The organism is Nisaea sp. (genome assembly GCF_965216895.1).
Lineage (GTDB): Bacteria > Pseudomonadota > Alphaproteobacteria > Thalassobaculales > Thalassobaculaceae > Nisaea.
On the sequence record NZ_OZ244205.1, the window covers coordinates 3,584,965 to 3,601,667 of the forward strand.

A 16,703-nucleotide genomic window follows, 5' to 3' on the forward strand; every position below is an offset into this window, starting at 1 on the left:
TTACTCGCTGGCCGGTGGAGCCGCCGCCGCGGGCGCGGAGGCGAGGTAGATGTCGAGTGCGAGGCGATAGGCGTCGCGCTCGAGGCCGAGCTCCGAGAGCGTGCGGACGCAACTCGTCAGATGGGCCGGATCGAATTCTGTAAGCTCGGCGCCGGAGAGAGACAGAACGGTGAGCAGGGCGCCTTCCCCGAGTTGCCCTCCGGCCGCCGCCGCGGCCCGCGCCCATTGCAGCGTCGGCGGCGGGGACTTGTAGGTGACGGGCGTGGCCCGGTCGACCAGCCCGCGCCAGACCGTTCCGGGCGTTTCCGCGCCGGTCGCCTCGAGCAGACCGAAGAGCAGGGCCGCGCGGGCCGGTGCGTCCTCGGCCGTCCCGTCGCGCAGCCCGTCCCACCAGCTCTTCAGGAAGCCGTTGTCGAGCGGCACGCGCTCACCTGCGGCGAGACGCGCCATGATGACGGCTTCGCGCCAGACCGTAGCCTGTTCCGGTTCCAGCCGCGCCTCCCGCTCCGCGAGGGCGAGCCAGGGATCCGCGGCCTCCGCCATGTCTGCCGCGATAAAGGCCGCCGCCGCATCGGCGGCGAACCATGCATGCGGCGAGGTCGTCGGGATATCAATGATCAGCGGCGCGTAGAGCCGCGCCGTTTGCGCGTAGTGTCCGTCTCGCCGTGCGAGTCTCAATGCCTGCTGGATGGCCTGGGCCCGGGCCAGCGGCAAGGTCTGGCTCGAGGTCGCGCGGTAGAGCAGGGCGCGACCATTGGCGCTCGGGTCGGCGGCGGCGACGCTGAGCGCGTTCGCCATCTGCGAGGGTGCGATCTCCACCAGTTCGTAGAGCGCGATCAGGTCCTTGCGCGCCACGAGCCCGAGGCGCTCGCCGCGCTCGGCGAGCCGGAGGCGATCCTCGAAACGGATCGCCGGGAAATCGGTGAGAACCGGAATCAGGGATGCCGGGACAGCGTCGGCGTCCGCCATCGCGGGGGCGATCCCGGAGACCCGCATCATCGCAATGTCTAGCGGGCGCAACTGAGCGGCTTCGGGCATTTGCGGCAAGCTCGAGGCCGTGCCGCTGACGGCCCGCATCAGCTCGAAGAAACGCGCGTCCTCCTCCCCGAGTTCCAGCATCAGGCGGAGATTGAACTCCACGCTTTCCCACTCGTCCGCGAGTGCGAGACAGAAGGTTCCCGCTTTCTGCCAGTAACGCTCTTCCGGCAGCGAGAGCATCGCATCGCGGGCGATGGCACAACTGCTGTCCAGATCGCCGGTGAGGAAGCCGGCATCGGTCTTCAGGCGCGCCCTGAGCGCCGGTGGCAGGACGGCGTCGGTGCCTTCGGGACCGGCGACGGGTGCGATGTCGAGGAGGCGGACATATTCCTCCCAGGCGCCGATCCGTTCGAGCGCATCGATCCGGGCCTTGACGATCGCGCCGTGATCCGACGGATCGTCCGCTTCCGGAACCGCGGCCGGGCTCAGCAGGATGCGCTCGAGCAGGTTGCGCAATGTCGCGTTTGCAGGCGGTGCGCCGACCAGCGTCAGCATGCGTTTGATCGCCGAACGGGGGGTGCCGTCCCACATGGATGCGGGCAAGGCGGCCTCGCCCGCACCGATGGTGCCGACCGTTTCCATCGAAACCGCGTCCAGGGCATCGACGGCGATGCCTTCCTTCAGCGGATCCTCGTTCGGTGCGCTGTCGGCGGAGGGAACCGGCTCGCCGGGCGTGGCTTCGGCGGGGGCGGCGGGCTGCGGCGGCGTCAGCAGGGGCTTCGGGGCGCCGAGCGCCGGAAGCAGCGGCTTCGGCGCGCCTTGCGCCAGGCTCTCCGGGGCGGAGACCGGAAGACCGAAGAGCAGCGCTGCGACGCCGAGCGCCGCGCAGGTTCCCCGCACGAGGCGGTCAGCGGGGGAATTGATCATTCGGGAGGACCTGTTCGATCTGGCTGGTCGGTGCCGGGATATCCCAAGTCGAGAGAAACGCAAAGCCGCCGCCGAAGAACAGTGCTATGACGACCACAACCCAGAGCGTCAATTTCATGCCGTGGACCCATGGAAATTCTGTTTCGCGCGCCGCCTGTCCGACCGGCCTGCACACACCCGTCCCAAGGCGTTTGCAACGCCATATCTGGAAAGATATGCTAGCGGCGGATTATGGCGCGTTTGCGGCAGCATACCGGCCGCATTGAGCGAGTTCAACGAGGGAGAGGTAAAGAGAGGTACCGGACGTATCAGACAAGCGATCTTGCGCTTGCAATCCGGTGCCGCGGCCTGCTTCCCATGGTGATTCACCCCGATTTGGCACATTCCCCGGAACGACCGACGAAAAGCATCGTCCTGGTCGGTCTCATGGGGGCCGGCAAGAGCAGCGTGGGCCGCCGCCTTGCACAGCGGCTGCAGATGCCGTTCATCGACGCGGACCAGGAAATCGAACGGGCCGCCGACTGTAGCATTCCCGAATTCTTCGAGCGTTTCGGCGAGGAGGAATTCCGGCGCGGCGAGCGGCGGGTGATCCAGCGCATTCTGGACGGGCCGCCGGTGGTGCTTGCGACCGGTGGCGGGGCGTTCATGGCGGAGGACACGCGGGCGGCGATCGCGGAACACGCGGTCTCGGTCTGGCTGAAAGCGGATCTCGACGTCCTCTTCGAGCGGGTCAGCCGGCGCCAGGGGCGTCCGCTGCTTGCGAATCGAGATCCGCGCGGCGTGCTCAAGAAACTGATGGACGAGCGATACCCGGTCTATGCACTGGCGGATCTCGAGATTGAGTCCCGCCGCGGTCCGATCGAGATCACCGTGGAGCGGGCTTGCGAGGTTCTGGCGGAGTATTTCGACGGCTTGTCCGACTCCGTCCTCGCGGAATGAGAATCGCGCCCGCCGACCTCGATAGGAACAGGACATTGAAATGACAACGATCCAGACGGTCCCCGTTGCCCTCGGTGAGCGTAGCTACGATATACGGGTCGGCCCGCAGCTGATCGAGAATGCGGGAGCCGAGATCGGTCCGGTTCTGCGCGGCAAGAAGGTATTCATCGTTACCGATTCGTCGGTTTCGGGTTTCTGGCTCGAGCCGTTGATCGACTCCCTGAAAGCGGCGGGGATCGCTTCTCACACCATTGCCGTCGCACCCGGCGAAGGATCGAAGAGTTTTGCCAGTTACGAGCACGTGGTCACGAAGATGCTCGAGAGCGGCGTCGACCGGCGCACCGGAGTCGTGGCCCTCGGCGGCGGCGTGGTCGGGGACCTTGCAGGGTTCTGCGCCGCCTCGGTCTTGCGCGGCCTCGACTTCATCCAGATTCCGACGACGTTGCTGGCGCAGGTCGACAGCTCGGTCGGCGGCAAGACAGGGATCAATACGCTGCAGGGCAAGAACCTGGTCGGCGCTTTTCACCAGCCACGCCTGGTGCTCGCCGATACCGGTGCGCTCGCGACGCTGCCGAAACGCGAGATCCTCGCCGGCTATGCGGAGGTGGTGAAATACGGCCTGATCCGTGACGCGGCGTTCTTCGAGTGGCTCGAACGGCACGGCGCCGCGCTGATCGCGGGCGACGAGGCGGCGCGGGTCACGGCGGTGGTCGAGAGCTGCAAGGCGAAGGCCGCGGTCGTGGCCGCCGACGAACACGAGGCCGGTCTCCGGGAGTTGCTGAATTTCGGCCATACGTTCGGGCACGCGCTGGAGGCGGCGGCGGGCTACGACGGCTCGTTGCTGCACGGCGAGGCGGTTTCCGTCGGCATGGTGCAGGCGCTGGAGCTGTCGCGCCGACTCGGATTGTGCCCGGGGCAGGATACGGAGCGCGCACGCACTCATCTGGCCGGCATGGGGCTGATGGCGCGGGTGCGGGACATCCCCGGGGCCGGAAAATGGAAGGCCGAGGATCTGCTGGCCTCGATGCGACGGGACAAGAAGGCCCGGGACGGGACCATCCGTTTCGTGCTGGCGCATCGGATCGGTGACGCCTTCACCAGCGACGAAGTCATGCCGGACGTCGTCCGGACCATGCTTGAGGAAGATTTGTCGGCGGCGGCCGACGCCTAGTGTCAGGGAGAAATAGCGGATAATGGACGCCGAATTGCTGCTGACCATTGGCAGTATCCTGCTGCTGATCGTGTGCTCGGCCTTTTTCTCCGGTTCGGAGACCGCCCTGACCGGCGCCTCCTATGCGCGGATGCATCAGCTCGACCGCAAGGGAGAGAAGCGGGCGCACCGGGTGCTCGCGTTACGCGAACACAGCGAGACCATGATCGGGGCGATCCTGATCGGCAACAACATCGCCAACATTCTGGGCTCGGTCCTTGCGACAACGGTCTTCCTGCATTTCTTCGGCGAGACCGGAGTCGCCTACGCGACCTTGGTGATGACCGTGATCGTCGTGATCTTTGCCGAAGTCCTGCCCAAGACATATGCGCTCAACAATTCAGACCGGGTGGCCCTCGCGGTGGCTCCGCCGATCAGTGTGGCCGTCTTCGTATTCAGCCCGATCGCGAAGGCGGTCCGCGCGATCGTACGCGGTATCCTCGCGCTGTTCGGGGTGAGGATCGCGGAGGAATTCGGGCATTCCGAGCAGGAAGAGGAACTGCGCGGGCTGATCGAGCTGCACGGCCACAGGGTCGAGGTGGGCGAGGAAGAAGTCCGCGAGGAGCGGGCCATGCTGCGCTCGATTCTCGATCTGAGCGAGGTCTGGGTCGAGGAGATCATGACGCACCGGCGCCGGGTCGAGATGCTGGATGCGGACGATTCCTTGGAGAACCTGATCGCGCAGATCATGAAGAGTCCCTATACCCGCCTGCCGCTCTTCAAGGGGGATCACGAGGAGATCGTCGGCGTGCTGCACGCGAAGGCGGTGCTGCGCGCCGTCAAGGGATTGAGCGCCGAAGATTTCGAAAAGCTCGACATCCGGGACATCGCCGCCGACCCCTGGTTTATTCCCTCGACCACGACGCTGCTCGACCAACTGCAGGCCTTCCGGGCCCGGCGCGAACATTTCGCCCTGGTGATCGACGAATACGGGGCGTTCCAGGGTATCGTGACCCTGGAAGACATCATCGAGGAGATTGTTGGCGATATCAGCGACGAACACGATGTGGCCGTCGCCGGCGTGCGCCCCCAGCCGGACGGTTCCTATGTGATCGACGGCACGGTGACGCTGCGGGACCTGAACCGCGAATTCGACTGGAACCTGCCGGACGAGGAAGCCTCGACTATTGCCGGGTTGGTGCTGCATGAAGCCAGGACTATCCCGAACGTCTCGCAGGAGTTCGTGTTCCACGGCTTCCGCTTCAAGATTCTGCGCCGGCACCGCAACCAGATCACCCTGCTCCGGATCTCGCCTGAAACCCGCGCGAAAGCGGAAAAGGAAGTCATTGAAACGAGGCAGCTACCAGACTCCTCCTGATTTGGTATGATCGAGGTATAAAGAAACCTATCGGGGAGAATGCCATGGCCAGACACATCGTGCCCGACGTAGTCGATAAGCAGGATCTCTCGTCACTCGGTCCCGGCGATACGGTCCTTGCCGCCGCCAAACTGATGACCAGCCGCAAGATCGGCGCGCTACTCATTCTCGAAGGCGAGAAACTGGTAGGTATTCTTTCGGAACGGGACATCGCGGGGCGGCTGGTTGCCCAGGAACTGTCGGCGTCGGAAACGAAGATCTCGGCGATCATGACGGCAAATCCGGAAACTGTCGGTCCCAAGGAGTCGGTCATGGACGCCTTGCAACGGATGCAGCAGGGTGGTTTCCGGCATTTGCCCGTGGAAGAGGACGGCCGGATCATCGGCATGGTGTCTATCCGCGACATCTATGCCGCGGTGCGCGAGGACCTGGAGGAGGCCGTGCTGGAACGCGAGGCCTTCATTTCGGGGTCCGGAATGGCCGGACTGCCGTAAGCTGGCGGCGTTCCGGGAATTGACTTCCGCGCGGTCCGGGCTGATTTTTGCTGCAAAGCAATATCAATCCGGAGAGTTCCATGCCTTTGTCAGATCCGGCGCCGCGCCGGAAAGTCCATACACGCCGTGTCACCTGCGAAGGGTTCCGGCGCGATGACGGCCTGCTCGACATCGAAGGCCGCATCACGGACGTCAAGACATACGAGGTTCCGAACAAGTTCCGCGGAGAGATCAAGCCGGGAGAGCCGATCCACGACATGTCGATCCGGCTGACGGTCGATGACGATCTGACCATTCACGCGGTCGAGGCGGTCACTGATTTCGGTCCGTTCGAGATCTGCCCGGCCATAACCGGGAATTTCCAGCGCCTGAAAGGCGTCCGCATCGGCCCCGGCTGGCGCAAGAAGGTGCTCTCGTCGCTCGGCGGCGCGGAAGGCTGCACCCATCTGGTCGAATTGCTTTGGCCGATGGCGACGACGGCGTATCAGACGCTCTACGGCGAGCGGTCACGGCTCCGGCGGGAGCGCGGAGAGCGCGAGCCGGAACGAGAAGGCACCCCGCCGCTGCTGAATTCCTGTCACGCGTTCGGAGAATCGAGCCCGGTCGTCAAGGAGATCTGGCCGGATTATTACAAGGAACCGGCGTAGCGGCCCTGCTGCGGCGAGTTGCGGAACTCCTCGGTTTGACGGAACACTTTGTATATGAGAGACCGGTCCGGGCTGGCGGCAGGCCTGCGCTCCAGGTTGTCCGCGAGTATCCTGAAGTAACCCAGTATGAAGACGCGTGTCGCCGACGTGAGGGACGTGTTGATCCTGTGACGGTTCACGATTCCGCAAATCTGATGAACGGTAAGGTTTTCGCGCGCGGCGATCTGGCCGAGTGCTTCCCACATCGCCGGCTCGAGCCGCATACTGGTGCGATGACCTTCGACCAGTACATTCTTGCTTATGAGCGTTGACAAACCGATACCCGCATATTTTCCGACCGTACCGCCGTTCTGGAGCACGTGCTTCGATGTATCAGTGTATGCAAATTTCGCGCAACTAAAAAACGATTAGCATGCAGGAAATCTCTCTTTAATTGCATTTCTCTCGTCTCGCTCTGGTTACTCGGCTGGTGACCTGGCTTTGATCGACAGGGCGTGGACGCGATCGGCCAGTTCAGCGGCGAGGACCTCGTGAACCATCCTCTGTCGCTCAATGCGCGACTTGCCTGCGAAAGCTGCGGAGACGATCTCGACGTTGAAATGGGTCTCGCCGCCCTCACGCCAGCCGCCATGTCCGCGGTGACTGTGGGAGTCGTCGACCACCTCGAGATGCTCGGGAGCGAGGGCGGAGGTCAATTTCGCTTTGATCGTTTCGGTGACGGACATTATTTTAACTCCTTTGGTCGCCCTCGCGGCCTTTCCGGACTTTGTGTGGGGCCATAACCCCTAGTTTCGAACGACCTGCAAAAGCGGGGCCAGAACTAATTTGGAAACTACGGTATGCGGAAGGCGCAAAGCGACTCCCTGAAGATCGACAGCTACGCCGCCGAGGCCGGGTTTCGCCGGTGCGACGCTCCCGGCTGCCGCGCACCGGGGGAGCACCGGGCCCCGAAGGCGCGCGACCGCCTCGATGAGTATTACTGGTTCTGCCTTGATCACGTGCGCTCATACAACAAGCAATGGAATTATTACGACGGCGTTTCGGCCGAAGAACTCGAACAGGCGATCCGCCGCTCCACGACCTGGGACCGGCGACCTGGCCGCTCGGCGCCGCGGCGGCCTATCGCAAGTTTGTTGCCGGGGATTACAGAGACCCGTTCGGTGCGCTCAATGGTGACGAGGAAATGGCGGCGGCGTCCGGAACCGGTCCGACCCGTCCGGGAACCGAGACGGCGGAAGGAAAAGCTTTCGCGATCATGGGGTTGGAGCCGCCGGTTTCCGAAATGGAATTGAAAACACGCTATAAGCAGCTCGTGAAAAAGCACCATCCGGATGCGAATGGCGGCGACAAGCAGGCCGAAGAACGGTTGAAAATGATCAACGAGGCCTATACGACTTTGAAGAAGTTTCTATCTTGATCGCGTGGGAACCTCGCTGACGACGTTCCGACGCGGGAGAGTCACCCACATCACTTGGGATTGAAGGCCATGGCGGCAGCACATGTTTACGAGCGCAAGCCCGCGCACCATATCGAAGCGCCGGACACGGAAGTCTCTGTTCGCGAGACCTTCGGCATCGATGTCGACATGACGGTTCCGGCGTTCAGCGAGGCGAGCGACTACGTGCCGACGCTGGACCCGACCTACATCTTCGACAAGCAGACGACGCTCGCCATTCTCGCAGGCTTCGCCCACAACCGGCGGGTCATGATCCAGGGCTATCACGGCACCGGCAAGTCGACCCATATCGAGCAGGTCGCGGCCCGCCTGAACTGGCCCTGCGTGCGCGTCAATCTCGACAGCCATATCAGCCGCATCGACCTGATCGGCAAGGACGCGATCGTTCTCCGGGACGGCAAGCAGGTGACCGAGTTCCGCGAGGGCATCCTGCCCTGGGCGCTGCAGAACAGTGTCGCGCTGGTGTTCGACGAGTACGATGCCGGCCGCGCGGACGTGATGTTCGTGATCCAGCGCGTGCTCGAGACCGACGGCAAGATGACGCTGCTGGACACCAACAAGGTGATCCATCCGAACAAGTACTTCCGCCTCTTCGCGACCGCCAACACGGTCGGCCTCGGCGATACCACGGGCCTCTACCACGGCACGCAGCAGATCAACCAGGGCCAGATGGATCGCTGGAGCATCGTTACCACGCTGAACTATCTGCCGCACGACCGCGAGGTCGACATCATTCTCGCCAAGCTGCCGAGCTACAATACGCCGGAAGGGCGCGAGACGGTTGCCAACATGGTCTCGCTCGCGGATCTGACCCGGGCCGGGTTCATGGCGGGCGATATCTCCACCGTTATGTCGCCGCGTACCGTGATCACCTGGGCCGAGAACGCGAATATCTTCGGTGACGTCGCGACGGGCTTCCGCCTGACGTTCCTCAACAAGTGCGACGAGGTCGAGCGGAGCACGGTGTCCGAATTCTACCAGCGCTGTTTCGGGGACGATCTGCCTGAGACCAGCATCCGCGCGGCGGAATAACGGGCCGGACGGCGCGGAAGACCTGACATGGCATCACCGGTGGACGACGATCAGCTTGAGGATTTCAAGCGCGCGACAGCTTCCTGCGTGCGTGCGATGTCGCACGAGAAGGAGCTGGAGGTCACCTACGGGGCCGACACGGCGAGCGCCTCCGGCGACCGCGTGCGTCTACCCTCGCCGCCACGCGGTCTCAAGGCCGAGGATGTCGCCCGGGTCCGGGGAGAGGCGGACGGCCTCGCGCTGAAGCTCCGCTATCACGATGCCGCGACGCATGCCCGGCGGCAGCCGAGCGGGCAGGCGGCGCTGGAAATCTTCGACGCCGCCGAACAGGCGCGGGTCGAGGCGCTCGGCTCGATGCGGATGTCCGGCGTTGCCCGGAACCTCGAAGCCGCGATGGAGCAGCGCTATCAGAAGCAGGGCCTCGAGACCGTCACGGAAAAGGAAGACGTTGCGCTCTCGGAGGTGGTTCGCCTGATGGCGCGCGAGGCGATCACCGGCGAGGCGCCGCCGGAATGCGCGCGCGGCGCGGTCGATCTCTGGCGGCCTTGGGTCACCTCGAAGATCGGCGAGACGCTGACCGAGCTTTCCCGGCATATCGACGATCAGGAAACCTACGCGAATCTTTCCCGCCAGCTGATCAGCGATCTCGATCTGGAGATCGGCGAAGACGGCATGACGGAGGAATCGGAGTCCGACTCCGAGGCCGAGGATGACGGCGGCGAGGGCGAGGAGCTGAACGACAGCGGTACACGCGGCACCGCCGAGGACAGCACGAGTTCCGAGATGGTGCCGTCGGACATGGAATCCGGCGACGAGGCCGGCGAGGGCGAGGATAGCGAAGACGGGGATTTCGAGCCCGGCGAGGGCGACGATCAGCCGGCCAATCCGGGCACGCCGCCGCAGATGCAGAACGCGGACGATGCCAACCGGATGCAGAAGGCCTATCACGCCTTCACGACCGAGTATGACGAAGTCGTGCTGGCCGAAGAACTTTGCGATGCCGAGGAACTGGCGCGGCTCCGCGCCCTTCTGGATCAGCAGCTCAGCCACCTGCAGGGTGTCATCGGCAAGCTGGCCAACCGCATGCAGCGCAAGCTGCTGGCGAAGCAGAACCGCTCCTGGAACTTCGACCTGGAGGAAGGCATCCTCGATGCCGCGCGGCTGGCCCGTGTCGTCGTGATGCCGGAAAGCCCGCTCTCCTACAAAATGGAGAAGGACACCGACTTCCGCGACACCGTGGTCACGTTGCTGATCGACAATTCCGGCTCCATGCGCGGGCGGCCGATCTCGATCGCCGCGATGAGCGCGGACATTCTCGCGCGGACGCTCGAGCGCTGCGGCGTGAAGGTCGAGGTGCTCGGCTTCACCACGCGGGCCTGGAAGGGCGGGATGTCGCGGGAGAACTGGATACAGGGCGGCAAGCCGGTCAATCCGGGACGCCTGAACGATCTCCGCCACATCGTCTACAAGTCCGCCGATGCGCCGTGGCGTCATGCGCGCAAGTCGCTCGGACTGATGCTGCGCGAAGGCATACTGAAAGAGAATATCGACGGAGAGGCGCTGCTCTGGGCGCACCAGCGTCTGCTGGCCCGGCCGGAGGAACGCCGGATCCTTATGGTGATCTCGGACGGTGCGCCGGTCGACGATTCCACCCTGTCCGTAAACCCGGGGAACTATCTCGAGCGCCACCTGCGGGAGGTGATCCAGTATATCGAGACACGGTCTCCGGTGGAGTTGATCGCGATCGGCATCGGCCACGACGTGACCCGCTACTATCGCCGCGCGGTGACGATCGTGGACGCGGAACAGCTCGGTGGCACGATGATGGACCAGCTCACCAACCTCTTCGACGAGGACACTCCGAAGGCCCGCCGTTCCGGCATGCGCCGCGCCGGCTAGACGGAAGAATCGTTCCTTCATACGGGATTAGGTGAAATCTACCGAAAAAACGGCTAGGCTTGGCCGTTATCTAATCGGAGAGATTTCATGCGTGTGCTGCTCCGTACGGTTTTGCCCGTTCTGCTGCTTGCGACCCTTGTGTCGCTCCCGCGACTTCCGGTACTTGCCGAGCCGCTTCGCCTCTCCATCGTCCATGTCAACGATTGGGACCGGCTCGATGCGAAGGACCGGGCCGGCGGAGCAGCGAAAATAGCCAGCATCGCGCGCTACGAGCGGGATCGGGTCGAAGCCGAGGGCGGGCAGGTGCTGCTGACCTTTGGCGGCGACATGCTTTCGCCGTCGCTGCTCTCGGGATTCGACAAGGGCGCGCACATGGTCGCGCTCGCCAATGCCATCGGCTTCAACGCGGCCGTGCTCGGCAACCACGAGTTCGATTTCGGTCCCGACGTGCTGATCGACCGGCTGAAGGAGGCCGAATACCCGGTTCTCGGCAGCAACATTTCCTATAAGGGCAAGCCCGGGTTTCCCGGCGCTGAGCGCTCTCTCCTAGTCGAAGCGGGGGAGTACAAGATCGGCCTGCTCGGACTGACGACCACGGACACGCCAAGCCTGTCGAGTTCCGGTCCGGATGTCGCATTCGCACCGCTCGCAGATGCGGCGCGGGAAATAACCGAGGTGTTGCGCAGGCAGGGTGCGGATCTGGTGATTGCGCTGACCCACGCGGTCTATCAGAAGGATCTCGAGACCCTTCGTCAGGTCGCCGGCATTGACATCGTGCTCGGCGGACACGATCACCTCGTGCTGGTCCTCTACGACGGCAAGCAGGCGATCTTGAAATCCGGCAGCCAGGGCAATTTTGTCGGCATCATGGACATCCTGATCGATCGGGTCGAAGGCCGGAGCGGACCGCAACTGGTCTGGCAGCCGAGCTTCTCCATGGTCAATACGCTCGAAGTCGAGGAGGATCCGGAGATCGCGCAGCGGGTCGCCGGCTTCGTGGCCAGGCTCGACAAGGAACTGGCGGTCGATATCGGCGCGACCGAGGTTGCGCTCGACACGAGACGCGCTGCCGTGCGGAGCGGTGAGAACGCCTTCGGAAATCTCGTCGCCGACGCGATGCGCGCGGCGACGGGGGCGGATGCCGCGCTGACCAATGGTGGCGGGATCCGGGGCGATACGACCTACGCGCCGGGCCGTGTCCTGACCCGCAAGGATATTCTCACGGAGCTGCCGTTCGGCAACAAGACGGTGACGATGCGTCTCAAGGGATCGGACCTGAAGGCGGCACTGGAGAACGGCGTTTCAAAGGTTGAGGAGGGCGCCGGCCGGTTCCCGCACGTCTCGGGGCTCAGTTTCGCCTATAGCGGCAGCAAGCCGGCCGGGTCGCGGGTATCAGACATCCTGGTCGGCGGTTTGCCGCTTGACCTCGGCAAGGTCTATGTTGTCGCGGTGAACGATTTCGTCGCGCGCGGCGGCGACGGGTATGCCTCGCTCGAAAACGGCGAGCCGATCGTCGATGCCAGCTCCGCCCGGCTCATGGCGAGCCAGGTGATCGAGTTCATTCAGGCCGGCGACGGGGTGACGACGGAAGTCGAGGGGCGGGTTCGCCGTCTCGACTGAACCGCTGCGGCCGCGATGACTCCCTCAGCTTCGGCCAGCAATCTCTTTCTCGTTCGGCGCTGGAGGCCGTCCCATCCTGCGCCTATGCTTCTCGCATCAACTGTCTCTAGGGAGGAGAATCCATGCTGCTCGACGTGCGCACCTATACCTGCCGGCCCGGCACCATCAAGAAACATCTCGAGATCTACGAGAAATACGGCAAGGCGCCGCAGACCAAGCATCTGGGTCAGCCGCTCGCCTATATGGTGACGGAAACCGGTAATCCGAATTCCTACATCCATATCTGGGTCTATGAGAATGCAGGGGATCGCGAAGCCAAGCGCGCGGCCATGTGGGCCGATCCGGACTGGCTCGAATATACGAAGAAAAGCGCCGAGTTCGGCGGCCTGGTCGAGCAGCAGAACTGCCTGATGAAGCCGGTCGATTTCTTCCAGATCAAGACCTGAACTCGCGCCTGCTGAAGCATCCGGCCGCCGCCGGCGGTAAAGTGACGCTTTTCGGATGTTCCGAGGCGGCCGGATGCGCTACCCATGGGGCTCGGACCCGGTCGAGAGGAAGGGAGAGCCGCCGTGGCCAGAGAACGGATCGGCGACAACGTGACGCCGCTTGACGTCGTCCGCGAGGGCGCGGCGCAGCGGCAGCGCCAGCCGAGCTACACGGTCAGGATTCGCGATCTCGTGCTCAACATGTTCATCGGCGTGCATGAGTTCGAGAAAGCCAAGCCCCAACGGGTGAAGATCTCTGTCGATCTGACGCTCGACTACCCCGAGGAGGGGATCGGCAATCACTACAGCCGGGTCTTCTGCTACGAGACCTTCATCGGCCGTATCCGGATGGTCGCCGAGGCGGGCCATGTGCTGCTGGTGGAGGGATTCGCCGAGCGGATCGCCGACCTTGCTTTCGACGATCGCCGGGTCAACGCGGTCAAGGTCGAAGTCGAAAAGCTCGACATCTTCAGCGATGCCGCCGGTGTCGGTACCCTGATCGAGAAATTCCGCCCGACGGATTGAGGCGCTGCCTCAGCCTTTCGCATGACCTTCGAGTTCTTCCGTCGCCGGCGCCGTTGCCGGCGAGAGCGCGCGCTCGATATAGCCGTGCATGATCGGTTCCCACTCTTTCCAGGCTGCCCGGAGATCGGCGACCGGTCTCTCCGAACGGTCGATACGCAGGTCCACCATGGCGAATCCGTTGCGCCCGTGGACGCCGAGCGCGGCCGAGCGCAACGGATCGAGTTCGCCGCCCGCCGCCACGGCATCCTCGATGGCGCGGAGCAGCCGTTCGGCGAGGGGCAGGAACGGGTCCAGCTCAAAACCCGCGATCATCGCGGCAATCACTGTTTCCTCGGCCACCCAATTGCCAGCTGCGACGCAATGCGCGGCAACGAGGGCATCGGCGGGCGTCGAGACGCGCTGGCCGGTGTGAAAGGCGCCGTGGCCGTCCTTGTCCAGCACGGCCAGCTGCCGCCAGTCCCGCTCCGGTGTCGAGGCGACGAGCGAAGCGACGGTTTCGGCGGCGCTGCGACCGTCCCTCAGCAGGGCGAGACCCTGCGGGCCGAGCCTTGGATCCGTACGCGCCTGCGTCAGCACAACTCCGACACCCCAATGCGCGAAGGCGACGCGCCCTCCCGCGGCGATACTCGAGGTCGCGAGCGCATATCCGATCTGGCCGGTCTCGGCGCAGTATCCCGCGATGGAGAAGGTCACGCGAGGATGCTTTAGAAGGAGGCGCCGGTCTTGGCGTAGGCCCAGTAAAGCTCGCGGGCCTTGGTCGCCATCGGACCGGGCTGCATCTCGCGGTCCTCGAAGCGGGTGACCGGCATGACCTTGGCATGGTTGCCGGTCGACCAGATCTCGTCGGCGGTCCGCAGATCCTCCGGCGTCACGGTCTTTTCCTCGACAGTCACGCCTTCCGCCCGGAGCAGCCTGATCACCCGCTGGCGGGTGATGCCGTTGAGGAAGGTGCCGTTCGGCGCCGGGGTCGTCACGACGCCGTCCCTCGCCATGAAGATGTTCGCCGTGGCGAACTCGGCGACATTGCCGATCGGATCGAGCATGACCGCATTGTCGAAACCGGCCTGGTTGGCTTCGCGGAGCGCGCGGCCCGCGTTCGGATAGAGGCAGGCAGCCTTGGCGTCGGTCGGCGCCTGGTCCGGGGCCGGGCGGCGGTGCGAGGAGACGTGCGCGGAGAAGCCCTTCGGTTCCGGCAGCGGTGCCTCGAAGATGTGCAGCATGAAGCGGGTGGTTTCCGGATTCGGATAGATCCAGCCGTCTTCCGCCCACATCACCGGCTTGATGTAGAGCGCGACGTCGCTCGGGAATTTCCTGATGCCCTCGATCGCGAGCTTTTCGATCTCGGCCGCGGAGATCGGGGACTTCATCCCCATCTTCTCGGCCGAGGCGCAGGCGCGCTGGCAATGCAGGTCAAGGTCCGGTGCGACGCCTTCAAAGGCCCGCGCGCCGTCGAAAATGACGGCACCGAGCCAGGTCGCGAGGGTGGCCGGGCCGAGCACGGCCGGATTGCCTTCGTGCCACTCGCCATCGAGATAGGTCAGCGATTTCATCGCATTGCTCCAAATTCTTGCTTTAGATTTGCGGGGGTCTGCGGACGCGCCCCGAATTTCGGGGCAGCTTAGCCCGCAGGCTCCGCCGATGCCAACGCCGCAATTGTCACACTTTCGAGCGGAACAATTTGAGATCGCGCCGGGGCGCGGCTACTCTCCCGGCCATGACAGACACAGCACCTTTCCGGTGGATCTACCACCTTTCCCGCCGCGCCGACTGGGAACGCGCCAAGACCGACGGCAGCTATGCGGGCTCGCGCGAGGACAATGCCGACGGCTTCCTGCATTTCTCGACCGCGCTGCAGGTGGCGGCCAGCGCCGCCAAGCACCGAAGGGGAGAGACCGGTCTCGTACTGCTCGAGGTCGACGCTCACAAGCTCGGCGGCGCTCTCAAGTGGGAGCCTGCACGGGGCGGCGATCTCTTCCCGCATCTCTACGGCCCGCTTCCGGTCGCCGCTGTCGCCGCCGAGTTCGATCTTCCGCTCGGTGCCGACGGTCTCCATGTGTTTCCCGATATGAAGGCGGAATAGGACGCCGATGCTTGCCGATCTCGCGCTCCCTCTGCTGCGGTGTCTCGATCCCGAGACCGCGCATCGCCTCACCGTCCGCGTGCTCGGGTCCGGCTTCATGCCGATCGGCTCGAACTGGCAGCCGGCCCCGTCGCTGGCGCAGGATCTGTTCGGCCTGCACTTTCCGCATCCCGTCGGGATTGCCGCCGGGTTCGACAAGGACGCGGAGGCCTATGTTGGCGCGCTCCGGCTCGGCGCCGCCTTCGTCGAGGTCGGAACCATGACGCCGCGGGCGCAACCGGGCAATCCGCGCCCGCGCCTGTTTCGTCTGCCGGAGGATGCGGCGGTCATCAACCGCAACGGCTTCAACAACAAGGGACTGGCTTCGGGCGCGGCCCGTCTGACCGGCCGGGTCCGGGCGGATGGTATCGTCGGGGCCAATGTCGGCGCCAACAAGGGGGTCGAGACGCCGGAAAGCGATTACGCGGCCGGCGTAGCCGCGATGGCGCCGCTCGCCGATTACATCACCATCAATGTCTCCTCGCCGAACACGCCGGGCCTGCGGGATCTGCAGGCACCTGAGCCGCTCCGCGAATTGTTGCGCGCGGCGAAGGCGGCGCGCGCGGAAGTGGTCCGAGAGAACGCGCCGGCCATCCTGCTGAAGATCGCCCCGGACCTCGATGATGGCCAGCTCGAAGGAATCGCCGGTGTGGTTCTGGAAGAGGGGATCGACGGGATGATCGTCTGCAACACGACGATCGCGCGCCCGGAGGGCCTGAAGGACCCGAACCGGTCGGAGTCGGGCGGTTTGAGCGGCGCGCCACTGTTCGTCCCTTCGACCGAGATCCTGCGCAAGACCTACCGGCTGACCGGTGGGCGGATCCCGCTGATAGGCGTTGGCGGAGTGGATTCGGGGGCGGCCGCCTATGCCAAGATCAAGGCTGGCGCCTCCCTCGTTCAGCTCTACACCGCTTTGATATATAAAGGACCCGGTCTCGTCAGGCGGATCGCCGATGAACTTGGCACATTGCTTGAACGGGACGGATATTCCTCCGTTGCGGAGGCTGTCGGCGTGGAATCCGGGACCGCGCCCTGAACCTGGGAAGGGGACCGC

The 16,703-nt window shown here is 64.5% G+C and carries 18 protein-coding genes; 13 read left to right on the top strand and 5 right to left on the bottom strand.

All coding sequences use genetic code 11. From position 1 onward, the window contains the following. Positions 1–1,905 carry a hypothetical protein gene (locus tag ACOOE1_RS17175; RefSeq protein ID WP_420403425.1) on the bottom strand — a complete coding sequence of 635 codons (1,905 nt, stop codon included), beginning with the start codon at positions 1,903–1,905 and terminating at the stop codon, positions 1–3. Between the two features lie 357 nt (positions 1,906–2,262). Between ACOOE1_RS17175 and ACOOE1_RS17180 the strand changes: the two genes are divergently transcribed. The 5 genes from ACOOE1_RS17180 (at position 2,263) to ACOOE1_RS17200 (ending at position 6,513) form a co-directional block, all read left to right on the top strand. Then, positions 2,263–2,844 carry a shikimate kinase gene (locus ACOOE1_RS17180; protein ID WP_420403426.1) on the top strand — a complete coding sequence of 194 codons (582 nt, stop codon included), beginning with the start codon at positions 2,263–2,265 and terminating at the stop codon, positions 2,842–2,844. Positions 2,845–2,884: 40 nt separating this feature from the next. Then, positions 2,885–4,015, top strand: a complete 1,131-nt coding sequence (gene aroB / locus ACOOE1_RS17185) for a 3-dehydroquinate synthase (RefSeq protein WP_420403427.1) — start codon at positions 2,885–2,887, stop codon at positions 4,013–4,015. A gap of 22 nt (positions 4,016–4,037) precedes the next feature. After that, positions 4,038–5,372 carry an HlyC/CorC family transporter gene (locus tag ACOOE1_RS17190; protein WP_420403428.1) on the top strand — a complete coding sequence of 445 codons (1,335 nt, stop codon included), beginning with the start codon at positions 4,038–4,040 and terminating at the stop codon, positions 5,370–5,372. Positions 5,373–5,416: 44 nt separating this feature from the next. Next, positions 5,417–5,866, top strand: a complete 450-nt coding sequence (locus ACOOE1_RS17195; RefSeq protein WP_420403429.1) for a CBS domain-containing protein — start codon at positions 5,417–5,419, stop codon at positions 5,864–5,866. An 80-nt stretch (positions 5,867–5,946) separates the two neighbouring features. Next, the gene (locus ACOOE1_RS17200) at positions 5,947–6,513 is read left to right on the top strand and encodes a DUF2889 domain-containing protein (protein WP_420403430.1); all 567 of its coding nucleotides are present in this window, start codon (positions 5,947–5,949) and stop codon (positions 6,511–6,513) included. Here ACOOE1_RS17200 and ACOOE1_RS17205 read toward each other — a convergent pair. Beyond that, positions 6,495–6,872, bottom strand: a complete 378-nt coding sequence (locus ACOOE1_RS17205) for a ribbon-helix-helix domain-containing protein (RefSeq protein ID WP_420403431.1) — start codon at positions 6,870–6,872, stop codon at positions 6,495–6,497. The genes ACOOE1_RS17200 and ACOOE1_RS17205 overlap by 19 nt on opposite strands. A 99-nt stretch (positions 6,873–6,971) precedes the next feature. Beyond that, complete coding sequence (locus tag ACOOE1_RS17210) at positions 6,972–7,238, bottom strand: BolA family protein (protein ID WP_420403432.1); 267 nt, start codon at positions 7,236–7,238, stop codon at positions 6,972–6,974. A 458-nt stretch (positions 7,239–7,696) separates the two neighbouring features. On the opposite strand from ACOOE1_RS17210, the gene ACOOE1_RS17215 reads away from it, so the two are divergent. The 6 genes from ACOOE1_RS17215 (at position 7,697) to ACOOE1_RS17240 (ending at position 13,530) form a co-directional block, all read left to right on the top strand. Then, complete coding sequence (locus tag ACOOE1_RS17215; protein ID WP_420403433.1) at positions 7,697–7,930, top strand: J domain-containing protein; 234 nt, start codon at positions 7,697–7,699, stop codon at positions 7,928–7,930. A 69-nt stretch (positions 7,931–7,999) separates the two neighbouring features. Continuing rightward, positions 8,000–9,001 carry a cobaltochelatase subunit CobS gene (gene cobS, locus ACOOE1_RS17220; RefSeq protein WP_420403434.1) on the top strand — a complete coding sequence of 334 codons (1,002 nt, stop codon included), beginning with the start codon at positions 8,000–8,002 and terminating at the stop codon, positions 8,999–9,001. A gap of 27 nt (positions 9,002–9,028) precedes the next feature. Next, positions 9,029–10,900 (top strand): cobaltochelatase subunit CobT, encoded by a 1,872-nt coding sequence (gene cobT / locus ACOOE1_RS17225; RefSeq protein WP_420403435.1) that lies wholly within the window; start codon positions 9,029–9,031, stop codon positions 10,898–10,900. An 87-nt stretch (positions 10,901–10,987) separates the two neighbouring features. Next, positions 10,988–12,520, top strand: a complete 1,533-nt coding sequence (locus ACOOE1_RS17230) for a bifunctional metallophosphatase/5'-nucleotidase (RefSeq protein ID WP_420403436.1) — start codon at positions 10,988–10,990, stop codon at positions 12,518–12,520. Positions 12,521–12,642: 122 nt separating this feature from the next. Then, positions 12,643–12,966, top strand: coding sequence for an NIPSNAP family protein (locus ACOOE1_RS17235; RefSeq protein ID WP_420403437.1), 324 nt, complete (start codon positions 12,643–12,645; stop codon positions 12,964–12,966). A gap of 123 nt (positions 12,967–13,089) precedes the next feature. After that, positions 13,090–13,530, top strand: a complete 441-nt coding sequence (locus ACOOE1_RS17240; RefSeq protein WP_420403438.1) for a dihydroneopterin aldolase — start codon at positions 13,090–13,092, stop codon at positions 13,528–13,530. A gap of 9 nt (positions 13,531–13,539) precedes the next feature. On the opposite strand, the gene ACOOE1_RS17245 is transcribed toward ACOOE1_RS17240, so the two are convergent. After that, the gene (locus ACOOE1_RS17245; RefSeq protein ID WP_420403439.1) at positions 13,540–14,223 is read right to left on the bottom strand and encodes a DUF1028 domain-containing protein; all 684 of its coding nucleotides are present in this window, start codon (positions 14,221–14,223) and stop codon (positions 13,540–13,542) included. Positions 14,224–14,234: 11 nt separating this feature from the next. Beyond that, positions 14,235–15,080 carry a branched-chain amino acid aminotransferase gene (locus ACOOE1_RS17250; RefSeq protein ID WP_420403440.1) on the bottom strand — a complete coding sequence of 282 codons (846 nt, stop codon included), beginning with the start codon at positions 15,078–15,080 and terminating at the stop codon, positions 14,235–14,237. Between the two features lie 164 nt (positions 15,081–15,244). On the opposite strand from ACOOE1_RS17250, the gene ACOOE1_RS17255 reads away from it, so the two are divergent. Both ACOOE1_RS17255 and ACOOE1_RS17260 read left to right on the top strand, forming a co-directional pair. Then, positions 15,245–15,610, top strand: a complete 366-nt coding sequence (locus ACOOE1_RS17255; protein ID WP_420403441.1) for a DUF952 domain-containing protein — start codon at positions 15,245–15,247, stop codon at positions 15,608–15,610. A gap of 7 nt (positions 15,611–15,617) precedes the next feature. Then, the gene (locus ACOOE1_RS17260; RefSeq protein WP_420403442.1) at positions 15,618–16,685 is read left to right on the top strand and encodes a quinone-dependent dihydroorotate dehydrogenase; all 1,068 of its coding nucleotides are present in this window, start codon (positions 15,618–15,620) and stop codon (positions 16,683–16,685) included. Positions 16,686–16,703 lie beyond the last annotated feature (18 nt).

What these genes read in the sequence shown, in the direction of transcription:
- ACOOE1_RS17175 (WP_420403425.1), bottom strand. Translation starts at nt 1,905, where the DNA reads ATGATCAATTCCCCCGCTGACCGCCTCGTGCGGGGAACCTGCGCGGCG.
- ACOOE1_RS17180 (WP_420403426.1), top strand. Translation starts at nt 2,263, where the DNA reads ATGGTGATTCACCCCGATTTGGCACATTCCCCGGAACGACCGACGAAA.
- aroB (WP_420403427.1), top strand. Translation starts at nt 2,885, where the DNA reads ATGACAACGATCCAGACGGTCCCCGTTGCCCTCGGTGAGCGTAGCTAC.
- ACOOE1_RS17190 (WP_420403428.1), top strand. Translation starts at nt 4,038, where the DNA reads ATGGACGCCGAATTGCTGCTGACCATTGGCAGTATCCTGCTGCTGATC.
- ACOOE1_RS17195 (WP_420403429.1), top strand. Translation starts at nt 5,417, where the DNA reads ATGGCCAGACACATCGTGCCCGACGTAGTCGATAAGCAGGATCTCTCG.
- ACOOE1_RS17200 (WP_420403430.1), top strand. Translation starts at nt 5,947, where the DNA reads ATGCCTTTGTCAGATCCGGCGCCGCGCCGGAAAGTCCATACACGCCGT.
- ACOOE1_RS17210 (WP_420403432.1), bottom strand. Translation starts at nt 7,238, where the DNA reads ATGTCCGTCACCGAAACGATCAAAGCGAAATTGACCTCCGCCCTCGCT.
- ACOOE1_RS17215 (WP_420403433.1), top strand. Translation starts at nt 7,697, where the DNA reads ATGGCGGCGGCGTCCGGAACCGGTCCGACCCGTCCGGGAACCGAGACG.
- cobS (WP_420403434.1), top strand. Translation starts at nt 8,000, where the DNA reads ATGGCGGCAGCACATGTTTACGAGCGCAAGCCCGCGCACCATATCGAA.
- cobT (WP_420403435.1), top strand. Translation starts at nt 9,029, where the DNA reads ATGGCATCACCGGTGGACGACGATCAGCTTGAGGATTTCAAGCGCGCG.
- ACOOE1_RS17230 (WP_420403436.1), top strand. Translation starts at nt 10,988, where the DNA reads ATGCGTGTGCTGCTCCGTACGGTTTTGCCCGTTCTGCTGCTTGCGACC.
- ACOOE1_RS17235 (WP_420403437.1), top strand. Translation starts at nt 12,643, where the DNA reads ATGCTGCTCGACGTGCGCACCTATACCTGCCGGCCCGGCACCATCAAG.
- ACOOE1_RS17250 (WP_420403440.1), bottom strand. Translation starts at nt 15,080, where the DNA reads ATGAAATCGCTGACCTATCTCGATGGCGAGTGGCACGAAGGCAATCCG.
- ACOOE1_RS17255 (WP_420403441.1), top strand. Translation starts at nt 15,245, where the DNA reads ATGACAGACACAGCACCTTTCCGGTGGATCTACCACCTTTCCCGCCGC.
- ACOOE1_RS17260 (WP_420403442.1), top strand. Translation starts at nt 15,618, where the DNA reads ATGCTTGCCGATCTCGCGCTCCCTCTGCTGCGGTGTCTCGATCCCGAG.